We start from the raw sequence: 21,035 nt of genomic DNA, 5'->3' as shown, positions 1-21,035 counted from the left end.
GGGATCTCCTGCCGGTCGGGGTCGCCGCCCATCCTTCGAACCGGCGCAGCCGATCGCGACCCGGCGTTTCCGCTGGGTGGTAACGAGCCGTTGGCCGCCCGGCCGGCCCGCCGCACGATCTGCCCCAGCAGTCCGCGAGTGAAGGAGCACAGGTGGAGTCCTACGGTCACGTCATCGCCGGCGAGGAGGTCGCCTCGGCCGACGCGGCCACGTTCGACTCGGTCGACCCGTGGGAACGGGCGCCGTGGGCGACGGTGGCGTCCGGTTCCGCGCAGGACGCCCGGCGGGCCGTCGAGGCGGCCCGCACCGCGTTCGACGACGGTCCGTGGCCGCGGATGAGCGCCGAGGAGCGCGGCGGGATCCTGCACCGGTTCGCCGATCTCGTCGTCGAGCGGACCGCCGAGCTGGCCCTCGCCGACACCGTCGACATGGGCAAGCCGATCACCGAGTCGTCCGGGCACGACGTGCCGCGCGCGGCCCGCAACATCCGGTTCTTCGCCGACCACGCCCGGCTGGCGCCGGCCGAGGCGTTCCCGATGCCCGGCGGGCAGCACGCGTTCACCAGCTACGACCCGGTCGGCGTGGTCGCGGCGATCTCGCCGTGGAACTTCCCGCTGATGATGGCGAGCTGGAAGATCGCCCCCGCGCTGGCCTGGGGGAACACCGTGGTGCTGAAACCGGCCGAGCAGTCCCCGGCGTCGGCGACGATCCTGGCCCGGCTCGCCCTGGAGGCCGGTGTGCCGCCCGGCGTGCTGAACGTCGTGCACGGCTTCGGGCCGGACGCCGCGGGCCAGGCGCTCACCGAGTCCCCCGAGGTGGACCGGATCACCTTCACCGGTGAGTCGGCCACCGGCCGGACCATCGGCCGGGCCGCGGCCACGAACCTGACCCCGGTCAGCATGGAGCTCGGCGGCAAGGGCGCGAACATCGTGTTCGCCGACGCCGATCTGGACCGGGCCGTCGAGTGGGCGGTCCGCGCCGTCTACACCAACAGCGGCCAGGTGTGCCTGGCCGGCAGCCGGCTGTACGTGCAGCGGGAGGTGCTCGACGAGTTCGTCGACCGGCTCACCCGCGCCGCGCAGGCGCTGCCGGTCGGCGACCCGAAGGACCCGGCGACCCGGATCGGGCCGCTGTCGTCGCAGGAGCACCACGGGAAGGTCATGTCCTATCTGGACGTCGCCACCGCGGCGGGCGCCACTCTGCACACCGGCGGTCCGGGCGAGGGCTGGACGGTGCTGCCGACCATCGTGCTCGGGGCAGGCCAGCGGGACCGGGTGACCCAGGAGGAGATCTTCGGCCCGGTCGTCGTCGTGCTCCCGTTCGACGACGAGCAGGACGCGGTCGCGCTGGCCAACGACACCCGCTACGGCCTCAACGCGATGGTGTTCACCCGCGACCTGTCCCGCGCGCACCGGGTGTCCCGGGCCCTGCGGGTCGGCACCGTGTGGACCAACTGCTTCTTCGTCCGCGACCTGCGGGCCCCGTTCGGCGGCGCCGGTGACTCCGGGGTGGGCCGCGAGGGCGGGCTCTACAGCCGCGACTTCTTCACCGAACCCAAGGCCGTCGTCATGCAGATCGATCCCGACCCCGCAACGCAGGAGGCAGCGCGATGACCGCGATCAGCACCGTGACCACCCGATCCGCACCGGTGGTGGGCTTCTCCACCGGCACCGCCGCGCCGCTCTCGCAGGCCGTCGTGCACGGCGGCACGATCTACTGCTCGGGCACCGGACCGCTGGACCCGCAGACCCGCACGATCGTCTCCGACGACTTCGCCGCCCAGGTCCGGCAGACGCTCACCAACCTGCTCGCCGTCGTCGAGGCGGCGGGCGGCTCGCGGGACACCGTCCTCAAGTGCACCTGCTACGTCGCCGACGTCGCCGACTTCGGCACGTTCAACGAGGAGTACCGGCGGTTCTTCGACGGCGCCGCGCACTTCCCGGCCCGCACGACGATCATCGCCACGCCGCACCGCACCGGGGTCCGGGTGGAGGTGGAGTGCGTTGCAGCAGTCGCCGACACCGTCCCCACGGTCTGACGGGCTGGTCCTGACCGGCGGCCGGGTGCTCGGCCCGGACGGCTGGGCCGGCGCGGTCGGGGTGCGCGGCGGCGTCGTGACCGCGATCGGCGACGCCGAGGGCGTGCGGGCCGCGACCGGTCCGGACGCCCGGGTCGTCGACGTCTCCGGCCGCTGGGTGATCCCCGGGCTGGCCGACGGGCACTGCCACTTCGAGGACGCCGCGATGGACGCGCACGCCGTGCCGCTGCGCGACGCGCGGACCGTCGCCGACGCGCTGGACCGGATCGCCGCGTTCGCCGCCGGCCGCCCGGACGGCGAGTGGATCCGCGGGCAGACCTGGAACCCGGTCCTGCAGCTGGCGCAGCAGCGCCCGCCGACCCGCACCGAGCTCGACGCCGCCGCCGCGGGCCGCCCCGTCCTGCTGCACGAGGGGCACGGCGGCACCGCGAGCTCCGCCGCCCTGCGGCGGGCCGGGATCGACCCGGCCGGGCACGGCGGGCACCTGGACCGGGCCGACGCCGACCGGGTCGCCGCGGTGGTCCCGCCGTGGACGCCGGCGCAGCGCCGGGCGCAGATCCGGGACGCGATGCGGCTGCTCAACGCCCACGGCATCACCTCGGTCGTCGCCGGCGCGATGACCCCGGCCGATCTGGCGGTCGTGCGGGCCCTCGCCGACGACGGCGGGGCCACCGTGCGGGTCGCCGCGATGGTCGTCCCCACCGGGGCGGCGCTGAACCCGGACGTCGACCGGGACCGGTGGCGGGAGCTGCTTGCCGGCGGCCCACCCGGCCCGACCCCGTGGACGTCGGTGCGCGGGGTGAAACTGCAGATCGACGGCGGGATGACGCTCGGCACCGCACACACCCGCGACGACTACCCGGGCCGCAGCGGCTACCGCGGCAGCACCGTGGTCGACGCCGCCCGGCTGCGCACCCTGGTACGGATCGCGCACGACTGCGGCTGGCCGGTCGGCGTGCACGTCGTCGGGGACGCCGCGGTCGATCTCGCCCTGGACGTGCTCGGCGGCGGCGCCCCCGGCAGGCTCCCCGACGTCCTGATCCACGCCAGCCTGATGACCCGCGACCAGATGCTGCGGGCCCGCGGGAGCGGCGTCGTCGTCGCGGCGCAGGCACCGTTCCTGTGGCGCAACGGGCGGGCGATCGCCGGGCACCTCGGCGAGGACGCGCTGCGCCGGGCGGTGCCGTTCCGGGACTGGCTCGACGTGCTCGGCCCGGACCGGGTCTGCGCGGGCACCGACCATCCGATCAACGCGCTCGATCCGTTCCCGAACATGTACCTGATGCGCACCCGCCGGGACGTGACCGGCGCGGACGTCGGCGCCGGGCAGCGGATCACCGCGGCCGAGGCGCTGGGCCTCTACACCGCGTCCGTCGCGGCGCACACCGGCCGGCCGGACCGCGGCCGGATCACCGTCGGCGCCGACGCCGATCTCACCGTCGTCGACCGGGACCCGCTCGACGACGATCCCGCGGCCCTGCTCGGCACCTCGGTCGAGCTGACCGTCGTCGCCGGCCGGATGGTGCACGAGCGCACACCGGCCGCCACCGCCTGAAAGGGAGGCACCCCATGCATCCGAGCCAGATGCCGATCGTCGAGCTGGACCGCACCGCCCAGGAGCTGGCTGACTCCGGGCGCCGGGTCGCCGTGCTGTGGCAGGACAGCGAGTCGCTCGCCTTCCTCGCCCGCGGCCGCGAGTACCGCAGCGAGTTCCACCTCAACCCCAGCGACGAGGTCATGTTCATGGTCCGCGGGACGATGGACCTGCACTACCGCCGCCCGGAGGGCGGGTCCGACATCGCCGTCGTCCCGCCGGGGCGGTGCATCTTCACCCCGACCGGCATCGCGCACTCGCCCCGGTTCGCGCCGGACTCGTTCGTGCTGGTCATCGAGCGGTTGCGCCGGCCCGGCGAGCTGGACCGGTTCCGCTGGTTCTGCCCGTCGTGCGACCACTTCCTGCACGAGGAGGCGGTGCACGTCGGCGACTACAGCGTCGACCCGGTCGCCGGGGCCTACCGATCCTTCTACGACGACCTCGACGCCCGGACCTGCGACGGGTGCGGCACCGTGCTGCCGGACGAGCGGCTGTGACCGGCATCGGCCCGCTGCTGCTCGACGCGCTCGACCGGCACCCGGAGCGGGTGGCGCTGCGGCAGGGCGGCACCGGGCTGACCTACGCCGCGACCGCGCGCGCTGTGCACGACCTGGCGGACCGGCTCGCGGCGGCCGGCCTGGGGCCGGGCGACACGCTGGTGCAACTACGCGGCAACGACCCGGCGCAGTGGATCACCGCGGCGGCCTGCTACGTCGCCGGGGTGCGGGCCTGCTCGGTCGCCCCCGGGTCGCTGCCGCCCGCCGAGCTCGCCCGGCGGCTGGAGCTGATCGGCCCCTCCGTGGTGGTGACGGCGCCGGAGCCGGTCGCCGGGGCGGGCTGCGGCGCGGTCCGGCGCTGGGTCGTCGACGGCTCCGGCGTCCCGGCGCGCCCGGCGCGCCCGGCGCGCCCGGCCGATCGGGCCGGTCACGCCCGGCCGGACCCGGTCGGTGTGCCCGCGGGCGGAGCGGGTGCGCCCGCGGGCGGATCGGGCGTGCCCGCGGGCGGATCGGCGGACCTGGCGGCCGCCGGGCCGGTGGGTGCGCCCGCCGCCGGGGCGGACCGGATCGCGGCGCGGCTGGCCTTCACCTCCGGGACCGGCGGCACGGTCAAGGGTGTCGACCTGTCCGGGGCGGCGCTCGGTGCGGTCGCCACCATGTGCGCCGAGCAGCTGCCGTGGCCGCAGCGGCCGGTGGTGGTCTGCCCGGAGGCGGTCTCCGGTGGCTTCGGGAACATGGTGCTGCCGGTGTTGCTGCACGGCGGCACGTTCGTGCTGCCCGCCCGGTCCGGCGTCGACGGCCTGGTGCAGACGCTGGCGGCCGAGCCCGGCGCGGTCCTCGCGCTGATGCCGCCGCTGCTGCGGTCGCTGCTCGCCGATCCCCGGACCGGCGGGCTGCCGGTGCCGCGACTGGTCCTCTACAGCGGCGACGATCTGACCGCCGCCGACACCGCGGCCCTGCGCGCCTGGGGCGATCCCGACCTGTGCGGGGTGTTCGGGCAGGTCGAGGTGCCGAAGACGATCGCGCTGGCGCTGCCCGCGGCGCACCGCACCGGCACCGCACCCGGGCTGGGGACGCCGTTCGCGGGCACCCGCACCCGGCTGGTCGACCTGGCCGGGCGCGACGTCACCGGCGACGGCCCGGGGGAGCTGTGGGTGAGCGGCCCGACCGTGCTGACCGGGTACGCGTTCGGCGCGCCCGATCCGTTCGACGGCGGATGGGTGCGCACCGGTGACGTCTGCCGGCGCGACGACGACGGGCGGCTGCAGCACACCGGCCGCGTCGAGGACGTGCTGACCGACGGCCCCGCCCCGCTCTGCCCGCCCGCGGTCGAGGCCGCGCTGCGCACCGCGACCGGGGTGCCCGCGGCGGTGCTGCGCGGCCGCGACGGCGGGACCGTCGTGGTCGCCGCCGGCCGGATCGAGCCGCGCACCGCGGCCGCCGTGCTGGACGGCTTCGGGCTGGTCGCCGACCGCGTCGTCGGCCGCGACGGCGGGCTGCCCCGCACCCCGATGGGCCGGTTCGACCGGCGGGCGCTGGAGAGGGAGCACCGATGACGGAGCAGACCGGACCGACCGGGCGCGGCGCGCTGGACGTGCACGCGCACGCGGTGCCGCGCACGCTGCTGGACCGGCTGGCCGCCGACGGCCTGGCCGACCTCACCGGGCTGGACGAGGGCGTCGTCCGGTTCGACCCGCGGGTGTCCGGGGTCGGTCCCGGCGCCCCGATCCCGATCGCCCGCGCGCAGTGGGACCCGTCGGGCCGGCCCGCCGAGATGGCCCGCTCCGGGGTGGAGCGGCAGCTGGTCTCGCTGCCGCCGTTCGTCACCTGCGCGGGCGCCGACGACGAGGACCTCGTCCGGTCGGTCGCCCGCTGCGGCAACGACGGCCTGGTCGCCGTGCTCGCGCCGTGGGCGGGCACGATGGACCCGCTCGGCTTCGTCCCGCTCGGCACCCCGTGGGCGGTGTCCGAGGCCCGCCGCTGCATCGAGGAGCTGGGCTGCGCGGGCATCGCCATCGGCACCCGCGGGCTGGGCCGCGAGCTCGACGACCCGGTGCACGAACCGCTGTGGTCCTACCTCGCCGACGCCGGGGTGTTCGCCTTCGTGCACCCCAACGGCGTCCCGGACGGTGCCCGGCTGCACGACTTCTGGCTGCCCCAGCTCGTCGGGTTCCCGATGGAGACCGCGATCGCCGCGGCCCGGCTGGTGTTCGGCGGTGTGCTGGAACGCCACGACGTCGCGCTGGTGCTCGCGCACGGCGGCGGCTGCCTGCCGATCCTGCGGGGCCGGATGGACATGGGCTGGCAGCGCAAGGACGTCGCCCGGACGACGCCGCAGCCGCCCGGCGCCTACCTGGACCGGCTGTACTACGACAGCGCCACCTTCTCCCCGCAGGCGCTGCGCCGGCTGGTCGACGACGTCGGCGCCGGACGGGTGATGGTCGGCACCGACTACCCGTTCGAGCTGGCCGAGCACGACCCGGTGGGCGCGGTCGGCGCGGCCGGGTTGTCCGCGCGGCAGCGGGCGCAGGTCCTGCACGGCACCCTCAGCGCGCTGCTCGCCGCCCGGGCCGGTTCCTGAGCCCGCTCAGCACCGGGACGGTCTCGGTCGCCAGCTCCCGGGAGATCGACGCGGCGGCCAGCCGCAGTGCCGGCTCCACCCCGTGCAGCGCCCGGGTGCGGGTGTGCAGCACCACCGACAGCGCCGCGATCACCTTCGGCTGCGCGTCCACGATCGGGACGGCGACCGAGACCGTGCCCAGCGACAGCTCCTCCACGCAGCGGGCGATGCCGGTGTTGCGCACCTGCTGCAGGCTGCGCATGAGCAGGCCGGGCATCACCACGGTGTGCGGGGTGAAGCGTTGCAGGCCCGCCGACAGCACCCGTTCCTGCAGCTCGCGCGGGGCGTGGCCGAGCAGGACCTTGCCGACGCCGGTGGCGTGCAGCGGGGACCGCTCCCCGACGTGGGTGACCACCTCGACCGACCGTCGGCCCCACACCCGTTCCAGGTAGAGCGCCTCGTCGCCGTCGAGCACGGCGAGATGGACGTTCTCCCCGGTCGCCTCGTAGAGGTCCTGCATGTAGGGCAGCGAGACGTCGCGCAGCGTCCGCGGGCGTGGGCACAGCGAGCCCAGCTCCCACAGCCGCATCCCGATCCGGTAGAGCCCGTCCGGGCTGCGGTCGAGCGCGCCCAGGGCGACCAGCTCGGCGGCGATCCGGTGCACGGTCGCGACCGGCAGACCGGTCGCGTCGCGCAGGTCGACCAGCCGCAGCGCGGTGCGTTCCGGACCGAACGCGCCGAGCACCGCGAACACCCGCGACGACACCGAGCGGCCGGACGCCGGCGCGGCGGGATCGGCAGGACCGGCGGGATGGCCGGGGTCGACAGGGTCGGCGGGACCGGCAGGACCGGTGGAACCGGCGGGGCCGGCGGGGTGGCCGGGGTCGGCGGGACCGGCGGGACCGGCGGGGTGGCCGGGGTCGTGCGGCCGGCTCACCGGGGCGTCCCGGGGCCGGCCGGGTGGCGGCGCGCGGTCGTCCCCAGCACGATCGCGCCGAGGACGGCGATCACGGCCATCGCGACGCCCAGCCCGGTCACGTCCGGGGCGGCGTCGTCGCCGGCGGCGGCGGGCGTCAGGGTGCCGAGCGCCCCGACGGCGAGGATCGCGCCGACGTAGCGGGCCGACTGGAACAGCCCGCCGGACAGCCCGGCCAGGTGCGCCGGGGAGCGGTCGTACATCAGCTGCTGCATGCCCAGGTTGCCCAGGCCGTAGGGGACGCCCAGCAGCGCCGCGACCGTCGCCACCAGCCAGATCGGGCTGCCCGGGCGCAGCAGCGCCACCGCGACCGAGCCGACCAGTAGCAGACCCAGCGCGAGCAGCCCGAGCCGGTGCGGGGTGAGCGGGCCGAGCAGCCGGGCCCCGCCGACGGTGGCCAGCACACTGCTCGCGGCCAGCGGGAACAGCAGCAGCCCGGCCTGCGCCGGGCCGAGCCCGAGCGGCCCCTGGAACCACTGCGGCAGCCCGTAGAAGGCGGCGTAGTACCCCAGGTTGAACAGCACGAACCCGGCCAGCACGGCGAGCATCCCGGGCGCGGCGCGCAGTGCGCGGACGTCCACGAACGGGGCGGCCACCCGCAGCTCCCACGCCACGAACGCGGTGAGCACGCCGAGCGCGGCGAGCCCGGAGGGCACGTCGAACGGGTGCACCAGCACCGCCCGCAGCAGCAGCGCCAGTCCTCCCGCGAACAGCAGGCCGCCCAGCAGGTCCGACCCCCGGCGCGGTCCGCGCCCGGCCGACGGCGGCCGTCCCGGCAGCAGCACCAGTGCCACGACCAGCGCCGCGCAGGTCAGCGGCAGGTTCACCCAGAACACCGCGGGCCAGCCCAACCAGGCCACCGCGGGCCCGCCGACGACCGGGCCGACCGCGCCCGCGGTGGTGTTCACCAGGGCGACCGCGGAGAGCCTGCCCGGTGTACCGAGCCGGCGCAGCGTCACCATCAGGCACGGGAACGACGCCGACACGCCCAGCGCGAGCAGGCAGCGGCACGCGACCAGCAGCTCGATGGTCGGCGCGAACGGCGCCGCCGCCGACGCGGCGGACGCCACCGCCATCCCGGCGGCGAACACCGACCGCGGCCCGTACACGTCGGCCAGCCGCCCGGCGACCGGCATCGCGACGCAGGCGGTCAGGTAGAAGCCGGTCACCAGCCAGGAGACCTCGGCGAAGCCGATCGCGAAGTCTCGGCGGACGGCGTCCAGCCCGACCGCGACGATCGACGAGTTCAGCGGGGCCAGCAGCGTCCCGGCGAGCAGCGCCGCCGTCACCGCTGTCACACGGCCCCGGCCGAGCGGCACCTCCGCCGGGTCCGCCGTCCCGGCCGTCACCGCCGGCTCTGTCGGCCCGGCCTGCTCCGCCGGTTGTGTCGGCCTGGCCTGCTCCGCCGGTTGTGTCGGCCCGGCCTGCTCCGCCGGTTGTGTCGGCCTGGCCTGCTCCGCCGGCTGTGCCCGCCTCATCCGGCCACCGACAGCACGACCTTGCCGACGGCCGCCCGGTCGGCGAGCAACCGGTAGGCCCGCGCCGCGTCGGTCAGCGGGAGCACGTCGTGCACCAGCGGTCGCAGCCGTCCCGCCGCGGCCCAGCCGAAGACCGTCGCCATGTTGCGTTCGTGCAGCGCGCGCCGCCGCCGGACGAACTCGCCGAAGAAGACCCCGACCACCGACGAGCCCTTCACCAGCGGGATGTTCAGCCGGACCGACGGGATCTCGCCGCCGGCGAACCCGACGACCAGGTACCGGCCGCCCCAGGCGACCGACCGCAGCGCGGCACCGGCGACCGTCCCACCGACCGGATCGACGACGACGTCGGCACCGGCCCCACCGGTGTGCTCGCGCACGGCGGCGCGCAGGTCCGCGTCGCCGCCGTAGCCGAACGCGCTGCGGGCGCCCCGATCCAGCGCGAGCGCCGCCCGGTCCGGATCGGACGCCGCCGCGACGACGTGCGCGCCGACCAGATCGGCGAGATCGACCGCCGCCGACCCGACCCCGCCGGACGAGCCGAGCACCAGCACCGTCTCACCCGGCCGCACCGCGGCGCGCTGGACGAGCGCGTGGAAGGCGGTCCCGTAGGCGACCAGGATCGCGACCGCGTCCCGGGTGGACACGGCGTCGGGCAGCGGGGTGATCCGGTCGGCCGACACGGTCAGCGCCGACCGGGCGCAGCCGTACTCCTCGTTGCCCGCGACCCGATCGCCGATCGCGACCGCGTGCACGCCCGGGCCGACCGCGGTGACCGTCCCGGCGTACTCGCTGCCGGGGGAGAACGGCGGCTCCGGGCGCACCACGTGCTCGCCGGAGAGCACCAGCAGATCGTGGAAATTGAGCCCGACGTGCTCCACCGCGACGACCACCTCGCCCGGGCCGGGCGCCGCCGGTCCCGGCAGCTCGACGATCTCCAGCAGCTCGGGGCCGCCGAGGGTCCGGCAGAGGACCGCGGTGGTCGGGCTGCTCACTGCGCCACCGGGCCGGCGGCGCGCGCCCGGTCACCGGCAACACCGGCCGCACCGTCACCGGCGGCACCGGCGGCACCGGCGGCACCGGTCGCACCGGTCGCACCGGTCGCACGGTCGCCGGGAGCACCGGTCGCACGATCACGGGGAGCCCCGGCCGCACCGTCACCGGCGGCACCGGAACCGCTCGCACCGCCGGACCGGCCCGCAGCACCGGCACCGGCACCGGCACCGCCGTCGACAACCGCGCCGGACGCGACGAACCCGGCGATCACAGCCGGGTCCAGGCCCGCCTCGGCGAGCACCTCGACCGAATGCTCACCCAGTCCCGCGGGCGACCGCCGCACCGCGGGCAGCTCGCCGTCGTAGCGCACCGGATGGCGCAGCACGGTCGCCCGCTCCGGGCCCGCGTCGACCTCGGTGAACAGCCCCTCGGCGACGATCTGCGGATCGGCGGCGAGATCGTCGTAGCCGGCGACCCGCTCGAACCAGAACCCGCCGGGCCCGAGCCGCGCGGCGACCTCGTCGAAGCTCAGCGCGGCCAGCACCGGCCGCAGCAGCGCCACGTACTCGTCGCGGCGCTCCCGCCGCGCGACCGGATCGAACGCGTCCAGCGCCGGCTCGCCGAGCGCCGCACCGAACCCGTCCATCGGCCCGCTGATCGCGATCGCGACGGACCCGCCGTCGCGCAGCGGGTAGATCCCGTACGGCGCGTCGATCGCCCAGCAGGCCAGCTCGGCGGGCCGGTCCAGGTCGGCGGCGGTGCGCCGCCCGGAGTGGAACAGCGCCAGCGACTCGGCCTGCAGGTCCAGCCCGGCGCCGAGCAGGCTCGCCTCGACCCGGGTGCCCTCGCCGGTGACGAGCCTGCGCGCGTAAGCCGCGAGCACCCCCATCGCGAGCAGCGCGGCCCCGTGGTGGTCGACCACCGGGGTGCCCGCCGCGCCCGGCCGCCCGGCCGATCCGGTGGCCGCGGCCAGCCCGGACCGGGCCTGCACCAGCAGGTCCACCCCGGGCCGGCCGGCCATCGGGCCGCGTGAGCCCCAGCCGGTCGCCGAGGCGTAGACGATGTCCGGCTTGATCGCCCGCACCGCGTCGTAGCCGAAACCGAGCCGGTCCAGCGCGCCGCCGCGGTAGTTCTCCATCAGCACGTCGGCCCGCTCGATCAGCGGCCGGAGCACCGCCTGCGCGTCCGGATGCTTCAGGTCCACCGCGAGCGACCGCTTGTTCCGGTTCACCGACAGGTGCGTCACGCTGTGCCCGGCCACCCGGATCCCCGCGCTGCCCGCCCGCCGCTCCCACGAACCCGCGGGCGGCTCCACCTTGACCACATCGGCGCCCAGATCGGCCAGGTACTGCGACGCGGCCGGGCCCTGCACGAAGTGCGACAGCGCCAGCACCCGCATGCCCTCGATCATTTCTACCTCGCCTTCGAAGGGGTCCGGCGAACGGTAGGAACGCGCGGCCGGGCACTGAAGGCGGCGCTTCCGGTGGATGGAAACGGCTCGCTGCCGGTCGCCGGCGCAGCGGCCACTGTTCCGGCCATGAACCTCATGGGCGTCGACGACGAGCGGGACACCCACCGGACGACGGTGGACGGAACGGTGATCGCGTACCGGACGACCGGGACCGGGCCGCCGGTGCTGCTGCTGCACGGCTGGCCGCAGACCGGCACGGCGTGGCGGAAGGTGGTGCCGCTGATCGCCGACCGGCACACCGTCGTCGTCCCCGACCTGCCCGGGTTCGGCGCCAGCTCGCGCCCCGCGGACGGCTACCGCAAGACCGAGGTCGCCGACCGGCTGCACGCGTTGATGACCCGGCTCGGGCACCCGCGCTACGACGTCGCCGGGCACGATGTCGGCGGTCAGGTCTGCTACCCGCTGGCCGCCCGCCGTCCCGCCGCGGTGCGCAGCGTCGCGCTGGTCGAGGCCGGCGTGCCCGGGCTCGGCGACAGCCTGGCCGCGGCGAACCCGCTGACCGGCGGATCGTGGCACTTCGGCTTCAACATGGTCCCCGACCTGCCGGAGCTGCTGATCACCGGACGGGAACGCGACTACCTGCGGGCCATCCTGCTGCGCGACTCGATCGGGCTCGCCGTGCCCGGCGCGATCGACGACGGCGTCCTGGACCACTACGCCGACGCGCTCGCCGCACCCGGCGGGATCCGCGGCGCGATGGGCCACTACCGGGCGCTGCCCGACGACATCGCCGACAACCGGGAGCTGGCGGCCCGGGGCCGGGTCACCGCGCCGGTGCTGCTGGTCGGCGCCCGGGAGGGCGTCGGCCTGGGTTGGCGGGACACCGTCGACGAGGCGTTCGAGCAGGTCAGCACCCGGGAGATCGCCGGCTGCGGGCACTACCTGCCCGAGGAACGCCCGGCCGAGCTGGCCGCGCTGCTGCTCGCACACTGGTCGGCGGTGGCGGCGTGAGGACCTTCGTGCTCGTGCACGGCGCCTGGCACGGCGCCGGGCACCTCTGCGGACTGGCCCGCGAGCTCACCTGCCGCGGGCACCGCGCGATCGCGGTGGACCTGCCCGGGCACGGCACCCGGGCCCGGTTCCCGAGCGGCTACCCGGACCGGCCCGGCTGGCCCGACGCGCCGTCCCCGCTCGCCGGGCTGACCCTCGACGACCTGGCGGGTGACCTGCTCGGACTGCTGCGCGGGCTCGACCGCCCGGGGGAGGAGCGGCCGGTCGTGGTGGCGCACAGCATCGGCGGCGTCGTCGCCACCCGGGCCGCGGAGCTCGCCCCCGGTCTGGTCGGCGAGCTCGTCTACCTGGCCGCGTTCGTGCCGACCGTTCTCGGCGCCGCGGGCGCCTACCTGGCGACGCCGGAGGCCGCCGCGGCCTCCGGCGCGAGCCTCTACCTGGGCGACCCGGCGGCGACCGGGGCGGTCCGGATCGATCCCCGGCGCACCGATCCCGGCTACCGGCGCGAGCTGCGCGAGACCTACCTGACCGGGCTGGACGACGCCGACGCACTCGCCCACGCGCTCACCCCGGACCAGCCGCTCTGCCTGCTCGGCACCGACCCGGCCGCGACCGCCGGCCGGTGGGGCTCGGTGCCGCGCCGCTACCTGCGGGCGGCCCGCGACCGGGCGCTGCCGCCCGGGCTGCAGGACCTGATGATCTCCCACGCCGACGCGACCGCCCCGGCGACGGCGTTCCGCACCGACACCCTCGACGCCGGGCACGCCCTGTTCGCCTCCCATCCGGCCGCGATCGCCGACCTGCTCGGCGGGTGACCCGCCGAATTCCGCGCGCATTCCGGTGGCCGGAAACGGAACGGATCCTCGCAACGGTCCGCGCTCCTACCTTCCTCGCACCCACTCTCCGTCGGTTCGCGACGAGGCACTGGTGAAGGGACACCGATGAACAAGGAACAACGCAAGGTCGTGGCCGCGTCCTCGGCCGGGACGGCGTTCGAGTACTACGACTTCTTCCTCTACGGAGCGCTGGTGCCGATCATCGGCAGCCGGTTCTTCGGTGACTACGGGCCCGCGACGCAGACGGTGTTCGCGCTGCTCACCTTCGCCGCCGGATTCATCGTCCGGCCGATCGGCGCGGTGATCTTCGCGCGGCTCACCGACGTCGTCGGACGCAAGGTCGTCTTCCTGATCACGCTGGTCATGATGGGTGTCGCCACGGTCGCCGTCGGCCTGCTGCCCACCTCCGAACAGATCGGCGTGCTCGCCCCGATCCTGCTCGTCACCTGCCGGATCATCCAGGGCCTCGCGGTCAGCGGCGAGTTCGGCGCGGCCGTCACCTACGTCGCCGAGCACGCCCCCGGGAACCGCCGCGGCTTCTTCCTCGGCTGGCTCATCGGGACCACCGCACTCGCCCTGAGCCTGTCCGTCGGCGTGCAGCTGGCCGTCGAGGGAATCATCGGCCGGGACGCGTTCGAGGAATGGGGATGGCGCATCCCGTTCCTGATCTCGGTCATTCCGCTGGCGCTCTCGGTGTGGATCCGGTCCAAGCTCCACGAGAGCCCGCTGTTCACCCGGATGAAGGAGGAGGGCACCACCGCGAAGGCGCCGCTGCGGGAGGCGTTCGGCACCCGCCCGCGTCGTCGCATGATCGCGATCGTGTTCGTGATGGCCGCCTCCCAGGCGTTCATCGGCTACCTGTCGACCGTCTACATGCTCACCGCGATGCGCACGAACCTGTCGGTGGACTCGTTCACCGTCAACACGATCTTCCTGATCGTCATGCTCGCCGGGTTCTTCCTCTGCGTCGCCGCCTGCCGGCTGTCGGACAAGGTCGGCCGCCGGCCGGTGCTGTTCGCCGGGCTCGGCCTCGCCGTGGTCCTGCTGTTCCCGATCACCAGCGCGCTCACCTCGGTCGCCAACCCGCAGCTCGCGACCGCACAGAGTGAGGTGTCGGTGCTGCTGCGCGCCGATCCCGACGAGTGCGCGTTCCAGTTCAACCCGGCCGGGACGGCGTCGTTCGACTCCGACTGCGACCGCGCCCGCGAGGTGCTGCAGGCCAACGCGGTCCGCTTCGACCGGGTCGACACCGGCGGCCCGACCGTGGTCACCGTGAACGACGTCCCGGTGGCCGGCGGACCCACCCTCACCGACGACCTGACCCGCGCACTCGGCGACGCCGGCTACCCGGTCGACGGCGCCACCGACGTCATCGCCATCGAGGGCTTCGGGGACCTGTTCGACGCCCGGGTGCTGGGTGTGATGGGGCTGCTGCTCACCGTCGTGCTGTTCGCCCAGCTGGCTCAGGGACCGGCCGCCACCACGATGACCGAGGTCTTCCCGACCCGGATCCGGGCCACCGCGCTCGCCCTGCCCTACCAGCTCGGCGTCGGGGTGTTCGGCGGGCTGCTCCCGGCGACGATGGTCGCGATCGGCGCCGAGGTGGGGAGCACCTCGACGGCGCTGTGGTACCCGGTGATCGCGATGGCGCTCGGCCTGGCCGTGCTCGTCGTGACGCTGCCCGAGACCCGCGGCACCGACCTGACGACGGTCCGCATCCCGGGCGAGGAACCCGTCACCGAGTCCGATCCGGTGCGGTGACCGCGATGCCCGTCATCGACGTCTCGCTGCTGGCCGGGCGCCCGCCCGAGGTGCTGCACGCCCTCCAGGTCGCCCTGCACGACGCCGCCGTCGCCGCCCTCGACGTGCCGCCCGGTTCGGTCCGGGTGCTGCTCAGGGAGGTCCCGCCGACGCACTGGACGGTCGGCGGGGTGACCGTCGCGCAGCGGCGCGCCGGGCAGGACTGACCCCCCGTGGCGCGGGGCCCGGCCCACCGGCCGGGCCCCGCGTCACCGTTCCCGCAGGTGGTGCCCGATGTGGTTGGCCGCCAGCACCACCGCGACGACGGCCAGCCCCGGCAGCACGGTCAGCCACCAGGCGCTCGCCAGGTAGTCCTGGCCGGCCGCGATCAGCGACCCCCACTCCGGGGTCGGCGGCGGGTTGCCGTAGCCGAGATAGCCCAGCGCCGCCACCGTCAGCACCGCGTTGCCGAGCTCGACGGTCGCCAGCGCCAGCACCGGGCGGACCGAGTTCGGCAGCACGTGCCGGGTGATCACCGCGGCCCGCCGGGTGCCGGACGAGCGGGCCGCGTCCACGTAGTCCAGCCGCCGGACCCGCACCGCCTCGGTCCGCATCACCCGGGCGAACCCGGCCGCCGAGGTCAGCCCGACCGCCAGCGCGATGTTCACCGTGCCCGGCCCGAGCACCGCCACCAGCGACAGCACCAGCAGCAGCGACGGGACGGCCAGCACCACCTCGACGCCGCGCATCAGCACGTCGTCGAGCCGGCGCGGGCCCGACCCGGCGACCACCCCGACCAGCACGCCGACGACCAGCGCCGTCCCGACCGCGATCACCACCGCGGTCAGCGAGAGTCCGGCCCCGTGCAGCACCCGGGCCAGCACGTCGCGGCCCAGCTCGTCGGTGCCGAACGGATGCCGCAGGTCCGGCGGGCGCAGCCGGTCGGCGAGCTCGCCGTGCAGCGGGTCCCGGGAGGTGAACAGGCCCGGCGCGACGGCCACCGTCGCGGCCAGCGCCAGTGTCGCCACCGCGACCGCGAACCCGGTCCCGCGTCCCGCGCTCACCGGGCGGAGCGCGGATCGAGGGCCCGGTGCAGCAGGTCCACCGCCAGCGTGACCGCGACGAACACCAGCGTCGCGACCACCAGCAGCCCCAGCAGCATCGGCAGGTCCTGGGCGGCGACCGAGGCGTGCACGAGCCGGCCGATCCCGTTGCGCGCGAACACCGTCTCCACCACCACCGAACCGGACAGCAGCCAGCCGACCAGCAGCGCGAGCACCGTCAGCGCCGGCATCACCGCGTTCGGCAGGGCGTGCACGGTCAGCGCCCGCGGCCGGGAGATGCCCTTCGCCCTGGCCGTCGTCACGTACGGGTCCCGCCACGACTCGGACAGCCGGGCGAGCAGCACCTGCGCCAGCAGCGCGCCCGCCGGGACGGCGAGCGTCGCGGCGGGCAGCACCATCGACTCCCAGCCGTGCTCCCCGCGCGCGGGCAGCAGCGGCCACCGGAACGAGAACAGCTGCAGCAGCACCAGCCCGAGCCAGAACGTCGGCACCGACAGCGCCAGCCCCGGCAGGCCCGCCAGCACGGCCCGCACCCGGCCGCTGCGGGTGAGCACCGCGCACCAGGCGAGCAGCACCCCGACGACGACCGCGGGCACCAGCGCCGCACCGGCCAGGGCCAGGGTGCGCGGCAGCGCCTCGCCGATCGCCTCGGCCACCGGGCGGCCGGTGCGGAACGACGTGCCCAGGTCCCCGTGCAGCGCCGACCACATCCCGTCCAGGTAGCGCAGGCCGACCGGCCGGTCCAGCCCCAGCTCGGCGCGCAACGCCTCGATCCGCGCCTCGTCGACCGCCGTCTCCGGCCCGATCATGATCCGCACCGGGTCCGAGGGCAGCAGATGGAACAGGGCGAAACCGACCGTGTAGGCAGCCCAGACCACACCCGCCGCCTGCCCGAGTCGGCCGCCGACGAACGGCGCCCAGCCCGACCGTGCCACCGCGTCAGGTCCGCAGGTCGAGCAGCACGGCGTCCGGCACCGACGACACGTCCTGGCCCTGCCAGAGCACCACCGAGCCCGGGGTCAGCCGGCCGAGCAGGGCCAGGGTCAGCGCCCACTGGCCGCCGGTCGGGACGACGCCGCCACCGGTGGGCAGGTCCACCGCGCCGTCGCGGCGCAGCACCGCACAGCCCGACCAGGCCGCCGTCCCGGCTGTGTCGCTGGTGGCCGGCCCGGCCGTGCTGTTGGTGGCCGGCCCGGCTGTGTCGCTGGTGGCCGGCCCGGCCGTGCTGTTGGTGGCCGGCCCGGCTGTGTCGCTGGTGGCCGGCCCGGTCGTGCTGCTGGTGGCCGTCCCCGCCGTGCCGGCGCCGGCATCCGTGGCCGCTGCGGCTGCATCGCCACCGGCCGGCCGGATCGCGTAGCGATGCCCGGCCAGCGCCCGGCCCAGGTCGGCCCGCCACTCGTGCTCGTCGAACCCGACGACCAGGTCCAGGCTGTACCCGCCGGCCGGACCGGGCGCACCGGCGACCAGCCGCCCGTGGATCGGCACCACCGTGACGTCACCGAGGTCGCGCGGATCGGCGTCCGGGCCGGACCGGTCGCCGGCGGCGTCCGCGGGCACGAAGAAGACGGTGTCCCCGTCCGGCAATCCGTCGATCCCGCCGGTGCGCCACTCCAGCAGGTGCGCCGGGCCGAGCACCGGCCCGCCCAGCGCGACCGGCGGCAGCACCAGCGCGTCCCCGGTCCGGAAGCCGAACGCGGACCCGGGGACCGCGGCGTCCGGCACGCCCACCCGCGCGGCGAACCGGACCAGCTCGGCGTGCGCGACCCGACGGGTCATCAGCTGCACGACGAACCGGTCCCGGTCGTCCTGCAGCCGGGTGAGCCCGTCGGCGTCGGCGTGCACCCGGGCCCGCTCCGGGGTGTTGAACGGGATCAGCGCGTCGCGCAACAGCACGAGCTGCCACAGCCACTCGTTGTAGAGGTTGCGGGCGGCGTGCCGGCCAGGGCGCTCCAGCAGCAGCGCGACGACGGCGGGGGTCCAGGCGTAGCCGACGCACGAGCTGTGGATGTCGTCGATCCGTGCCGGCGCCTCCGGCACGGCCCGGCCGACCAGGTCGAGCACCAGCTCGGACGCCGCCGCGGCCGAGAGCGCCAGCTCGGCGCGGGCGGGCTGCCCGGCCGGTCCGGTGTCCAGCCGCAGCGTCGCGTACGGGCCGTCCAGCCGGAGCACCGCGGCCAGGCCGTCGACGAGATCGGCGCGGGCGCCCGGCCCGTCGTCCTCGCCCAGCGCCGCCAGTGCCGCACCGAGCAGGTTCCCGGCGGCGGCGACGAACTCCGCGGCGCCGACCGGGCGGCCGGGGCCGAAGTCGTTCCAGACGCTCATCGCTGCACCTGCGCGTCCGCGAAGCGGGGCCGGCCCGCGGAGTCCAGCCACACGCCGTCGACGCCCGGGGCGATGCCCAGCGACGCGGCCTGCTCGAACAGCGGGACGCCGTGTCCCGCATCGATGATCGTGCCCACCGCCGCGTCGACGGCGGCCGCGCGCCGGGCGTCGTCCAGCGTGCTGGAGATGGCGGCGACCTGCGCGTCCAGCTCGTCGGGGGTGGTGCGCCGCTGCGGGTTCGCGCTCTGCACCGGATAGACGCTGGCCAGCACCGACGGATCGGCGCGGGTCACCGCCCAGGAGACGAGATCGTAGTCGCCCGCGGACTGGCGGGCGTTGTTCGTCGCGTCGTCGAGCGGGCTCAGCCGCAGCGCGATCCCCACCCCGGCGAGCTGCTGGGCGACCAGCTCGTACACCGAGCCGTAGCGCTCGGTCGCCGAGTAGACCAGCTCCAGCTCCAGACGCTCGCCGTCGCGTTCCCGGATGCCGTCCGCGCCCGGCCGCCAGCCGGCGTCGTCGAGCAGCCGCGCGGCCGCCGCCGGATCGTGCTGCAGCAGGTCGGAGCGGTCCGTCCAGCCCGGCGTCGTCGACGCGATCGCACTCGTCGCGGGCCGCTCACCGGCCGACAGCAGCGGGCTCAGCGCGGCCCGGTCGACGGCAGCGCCGATCGCGCCGCGCACCGCCGGATCGGCCAGTACCGGCCGGGACTCGTTGGGCAGCAGGGTGTAGACGATCCCGGCGCGCGGCGCGGACAGCAGGGTGGGCCGCCCGTCGCCGGTCAGCGCCGGCTCGTCCTGCGGGAGCACCTGCAGGTCGACGTCGAGCTGCCCGGACACCAGGCTGCCGTGCCGGGCCCCGGCGTCGGTGGTCACGGCGAAGACGAGCGAGCCCACCCGGGGCGGCCCGCTGTGCGTCGACACCGCCGACGGCCACGCGTAGTCCGCCCGGGCGGCGAGCCGGATCTCCTCGTTCAGCACGACCGTGTCCAGTGTGTACGGTCCGGAACCGGTCAGCTCGCCGGCACAGCGGCCGTCCGGGTCCGCGTCGAGCGTGGCCGGCGCGAGCAAGCCGAGCGTGACCGTGGACGTGGCCTGCAGGAACTGGGCGCTCGGTGCGGAGAACCGCACCTGCACCTCGCGCTCGCCGGTGGCCGTCGCACCCTCGTACCCGGCCAGGTAGGTCGCACCGAGCGGGGAGCGGGCACCCAGCTCCGCGACGTCGTCGAGGTTCGCGACGACCGCCGCCGCGTCCACCGGGGTGCCGTCGGCGAAGGTGGCGCCGGGGCGCAGCGTGAAGGTGAAGACGGTCGCGTCGTCGTCGACGGTCCAGGACTCGGCGAGCCACGGCACGATCTCGCCGGTCGCCGGGTCCTGGTCGGTGAGGCTCGCGACGAGCTGCTGGGAGACCTGCAGGTTCGGGGTGCGCGGCGTCTGGTGCGGGTCGAGGCAGTCGACCGGGGCACTGAGCCCGGCGGTGAGGACGTCGGCGCGGGCCGGGTCCGCGGCGGCGCCGCCACCGCAGCCGGCCAGCACGGCACCGCAGGCCAGCACGGCTGCGGTGCGGGAGAGGATCTGCATCGGCGTTCCTGTTGTCGTCGGGGATCGGGGCCGCTAGCGTCACCCGGTCGGGCTGCCGCGACGGGCGCCCGCTTCCAGCCATCGGAAAGCTCGCGGGTGACGCGGATCGCTGCACGACGGCGAGTCACGGCAGGGGAGGGGAGCGCGGATGGCCGAGCCACGGAGCAGCGTCGCCTCCCGGGTGCTGTCGGTGCTCGGGGCGATCGAACGGGCCCGCGGGCCGCTGCAGGTCAGCCAGATCGCCGAGAGCACCGGACTGCCGCTGGCCACCGCCTGGCGGATGGTCCGCGAGCTGGTCGAATGGGGCGGTGTCGAGCAGCTCGACGACGGCCGTTACCGGATCGCCACCCGGGTGTGGGCGGTCGGCAGCTCCGCGCCGTGCGTGCGGCGGATCCAGCGGGACAGCTCCCGGCTGCTGCGTGACCTCGCCGCCGAGACCGGGCGCGGCGTGCACCTCTCGGTGCTCGACCAGGACAGCGCACTCGTGGTGAGCACCGCCGCGCCCGGCGGACGGGTGCCGCCCGGCGCCGTCCAGGAGGGCGACCGGCTCACCGGCGACGATCCCGCCGCCCGGCTGCTCGCCGCCTTCGGCGGATCCGCGGACGATCTGCCCGAGCCGCTGCGCGAGATCCGCAGGCACGGCCTGTCCGTCGGCCGCACCGGTCCGGCCGGCACGACGTCGATGTCGGTGGGGATCGCGAACCCGGCCGGCGCCGTCGTCTCGGCGCTGACCCTGACCGGGCCGGCCGGGGTGGCCTGGCAGCGGCTCGTCCCGGCGCTGCGTGAGGCGGGGGCCGCGGTCCGCTACAGCATCTACCGCGAGGAGCTCCCGGCTGCGGAGCGTCGGGCGCGCTGAGCTGCGCCTGGGGTGTCGTGCCCGCGCCGTGCCGCGCCGTGCCGCGCCGCGCCGCGCCGTGCCGCGCCGTGCCGCGCCG

At 76.0% G+C, this 21,035-nt stretch carries 19 protein-coding genes; 11 read left to right on the top strand and 8 right to left on the bottom strand.

The genetic code is table 11. The features are described 5' to 3' along the window. The first annotated feature begins 152 nt into the window (after window positions 1–152). The 6 genes from ABD160_RS07725 to ABD160_RS07700 are packed head-to-tail and all read left to right on the top strand — an operon-like array spanning window position 153 to window position 6,710. Entirely contained in the window at window positions 153–1,613 is a 1,461-nt protein-coding gene (locus ABD160_RS07725) for an aldehyde dehydrogenase (RefSeq protein ID WP_344019884.1), read from the top strand. Further along, entirely contained in the window at window positions 1,610–2,038 is a 429-nt protein-coding gene (locus ABD160_RS07720; protein WP_344019882.1) for a RidA family protein, read from the top strand. Before ABD160_RS07725 ends, ABD160_RS07720 begins: the two co-directional genes overlap by 4 nt. After that, the gene (locus tag ABD160_RS07715) at window positions 2,004–3,593 is read left to right on the top strand and encodes an amidohydrolase (protein WP_344019880.1); all 1,590 of its coding nucleotides are present in this window, start codon (window positions 2,004–2,006) and stop codon (window positions 3,591–3,593) included. Before ABD160_RS07720 ends, ABD160_RS07715 begins: the two co-directional genes overlap by 35 nt. 14 nt (window positions 3,594–3,607) lie before the next feature. Beyond that, window positions 3,608–4,129 (top strand): 3-hydroxyanthranilate 3,4-dioxygenase, encoded by a 522-nt coding sequence (locus ABD160_RS07710; RefSeq protein WP_344019878.1) that lies wholly within the window; start codon window positions 3,608–3,610, stop codon window positions 4,127–4,129. Beyond that, on the top strand, window positions 4,126–5,685 hold the full coding sequence (locus tag ABD160_RS07705; RefSeq protein ID WP_344019876.1) for a class I adenylate-forming enzyme family protein: 1,560 nt from the start codon (window positions 4,126–4,128) through the stop codon (window positions 5,683–5,685). Before ABD160_RS07710 ends, ABD160_RS07705 begins: the two co-directional genes overlap by 4 nt. Next, window positions 5,682–6,710: an amidohydrolase family protein gene (locus ABD160_RS07700; RefSeq protein ID WP_344019874.1), complete on the top strand. Its 1,029-nt coding sequence runs from the start codon at window positions 5,682–5,684 to the stop codon at window positions 6,708–6,710. Before ABD160_RS07705 ends, ABD160_RS07700 begins: the two co-directional genes overlap by 4 nt. On the opposite strand, the gene ABD160_RS07695 is transcribed toward ABD160_RS07700, so the two are convergent. From ABD160_RS07695 to ABD160_RS07680, 4 genes are all read right to left on the bottom strand, one after another. Next, complete coding sequence (locus tag ABD160_RS07695; RefSeq protein ID WP_344019872.1) at window positions 6,676–7,626, bottom strand: IclR family transcriptional regulator; 951 nt, start codon at window positions 7,624–7,626, stop codon at window positions 6,676–6,678. The two genes, ABD160_RS07700 and ABD160_RS07695, sit on opposite strands and share 35 nt — an antisense overlap. After that, window positions 7,623–8,963, bottom strand: a complete 1,341-nt coding sequence (locus tag ABD160_RS07690; protein ID WP_344019870.1) for an MFS transporter — start codon at window positions 8,961–8,963, stop codon at window positions 7,623–7,625. Before ABD160_RS07690 ends, ABD160_RS07695 begins: the two co-directional genes overlap by 4 nt. Before the next feature lie 176 nt (window positions 8,964–9,139). Beyond that, complete coding sequence (locus tag ABD160_RS07685; RefSeq protein ID WP_344019868.1) at window positions 9,140–10,138, bottom strand: NADPH:quinone oxidoreductase family protein; 999 nt, start codon at window positions 10,136–10,138, stop codon at window positions 9,140–9,142. Next, entirely contained in the window at window positions 10,135–11,550 is a 1,416-nt protein-coding gene (locus tag ABD160_RS07680; RefSeq protein WP_344019866.1) for a CaiB/BaiF CoA transferase family protein, read from the bottom strand. The genes ABD160_RS07685 and ABD160_RS07680 overlap by 4 nt, the downstream gene beginning before the upstream one ends. 126 nt (window positions 11,551–11,676) lie before the next feature. Between ABD160_RS07680 and ABD160_RS07675 the strand changes: the two genes are divergently transcribed. The 4 genes from ABD160_RS07675 (at window position 11,677) to ABD160_RS07660 (ending at window position 15,364) form a co-directional block, all read left to right on the top strand. Next, a complete protein-coding gene (locus ABD160_RS07675) occupies window positions 11,677–12,561 on the top strand; it encodes an alpha/beta fold hydrolase (protein WP_344019864.1) in 885 nt (294 codons plus the stop codon). Next, window positions 12,558–13,376 carry an alpha/beta fold hydrolase gene (locus ABD160_RS07670; protein ID WP_344019862.1) on the top strand — a complete coding sequence of 273 codons (819 nt, stop codon included), beginning with the start codon at window positions 12,558–12,560 and terminating at the stop codon, window positions 13,374–13,376. The genes ABD160_RS07675 and ABD160_RS07670 overlap by 4 nt, the downstream gene beginning before the upstream one ends. Before the next feature lie 126 nt (window positions 13,377–13,502). Next, the gene (locus ABD160_RS07665) at window positions 13,503–15,158 is read left to right on the top strand and encodes an MFS transporter (RefSeq protein WP_344019860.1); all 1,656 of its coding nucleotides are present in this window, start codon (window positions 13,503–13,505) and stop codon (window positions 15,156–15,158) included. A gap of 5 nt (window positions 15,159–15,163) precedes the next feature. Then, window positions 15,164–15,364 carry a tautomerase family protein gene (locus ABD160_RS07660; protein WP_344019858.1) on the top strand — a complete coding sequence of 67 codons (201 nt, stop codon included), beginning with the start codon at window positions 15,164–15,166 and terminating at the stop codon, window positions 15,362–15,364. Between the two features lie 42 nt (window positions 15,365–15,406). Here ABD160_RS07660 and ABD160_RS07655 read toward each other — a convergent pair whose 3' ends face one another. The 4 genes from ABD160_RS07655 to ABD160_RS07640 are packed head-to-tail and all read right to left on the bottom strand — an operon-like array spanning window position 15,407 to window position 20,100. Then, window positions 15,407–16,201: an ABC transporter permease gene (locus tag ABD160_RS07655; protein ID WP_344019856.1), complete on the bottom strand. Its 795-nt coding sequence runs from the start codon at window positions 16,199–16,201 to the stop codon at window positions 15,407–15,409. Continuing rightward, the gene (locus ABD160_RS07650; RefSeq protein WP_344019854.1) at window positions 16,198–17,136 is read right to left on the bottom strand and encodes an ABC transporter permease; all 939 of its coding nucleotides are present in this window, start codon (window positions 17,134–17,136) and stop codon (window positions 16,198–16,200) included. Before ABD160_RS07650 ends, ABD160_RS07655 begins: the two co-directional genes overlap by 4 nt. Window positions 17,137–17,140: 4 nt before the next feature. Further along, on the bottom strand, window positions 17,141–18,523 hold the full coding sequence (locus ABD160_RS07645; protein WP_344019852.1) for a hypothetical protein: 1,383 nt from the start codon (window positions 18,521–18,523) through the stop codon (window positions 17,141–17,143). Next, a complete protein-coding gene (locus tag ABD160_RS07640; RefSeq protein WP_344019850.1) occupies window positions 18,520–20,100 on the bottom strand; it encodes an ABC transporter substrate-binding protein in 1,581 nt (526 codons plus the stop codon). The genes ABD160_RS07645 and ABD160_RS07640 overlap by 4 nt, the downstream gene beginning before the upstream one ends. A gap of 148 nt (window positions 20,101–20,248) precedes the next feature. Between ABD160_RS07640 and ABD160_RS07635 the strand changes: the two genes are divergently transcribed. Then, the gene (locus tag ABD160_RS07635; protein WP_344019848.1) at window positions 20,249–20,956 is read left to right on the top strand and encodes an IclR family transcriptional regulator; all 708 of its coding nucleotides are present in this window, start codon (window positions 20,249–20,251) and stop codon (window positions 20,954–20,956) included. Window positions 20,957–21,035 lie beyond the last annotated feature (79 nt).

Origin of the sequence: Pseudonocardia kongjuensis (genome assembly GCF_039526905.1) — a bacterium.
Classification (GTDB): Bacteria; Actinomycetota; Actinomycetes; order Mycobacteriales; family Pseudonocardiaceae; genus Pseudonocardia; species Pseudonocardia kongjuensis.
Note: the sequence above shows the minus strand (reverse complement) of the source record. Positions and strands in the feature narration are given on the sequence as shown.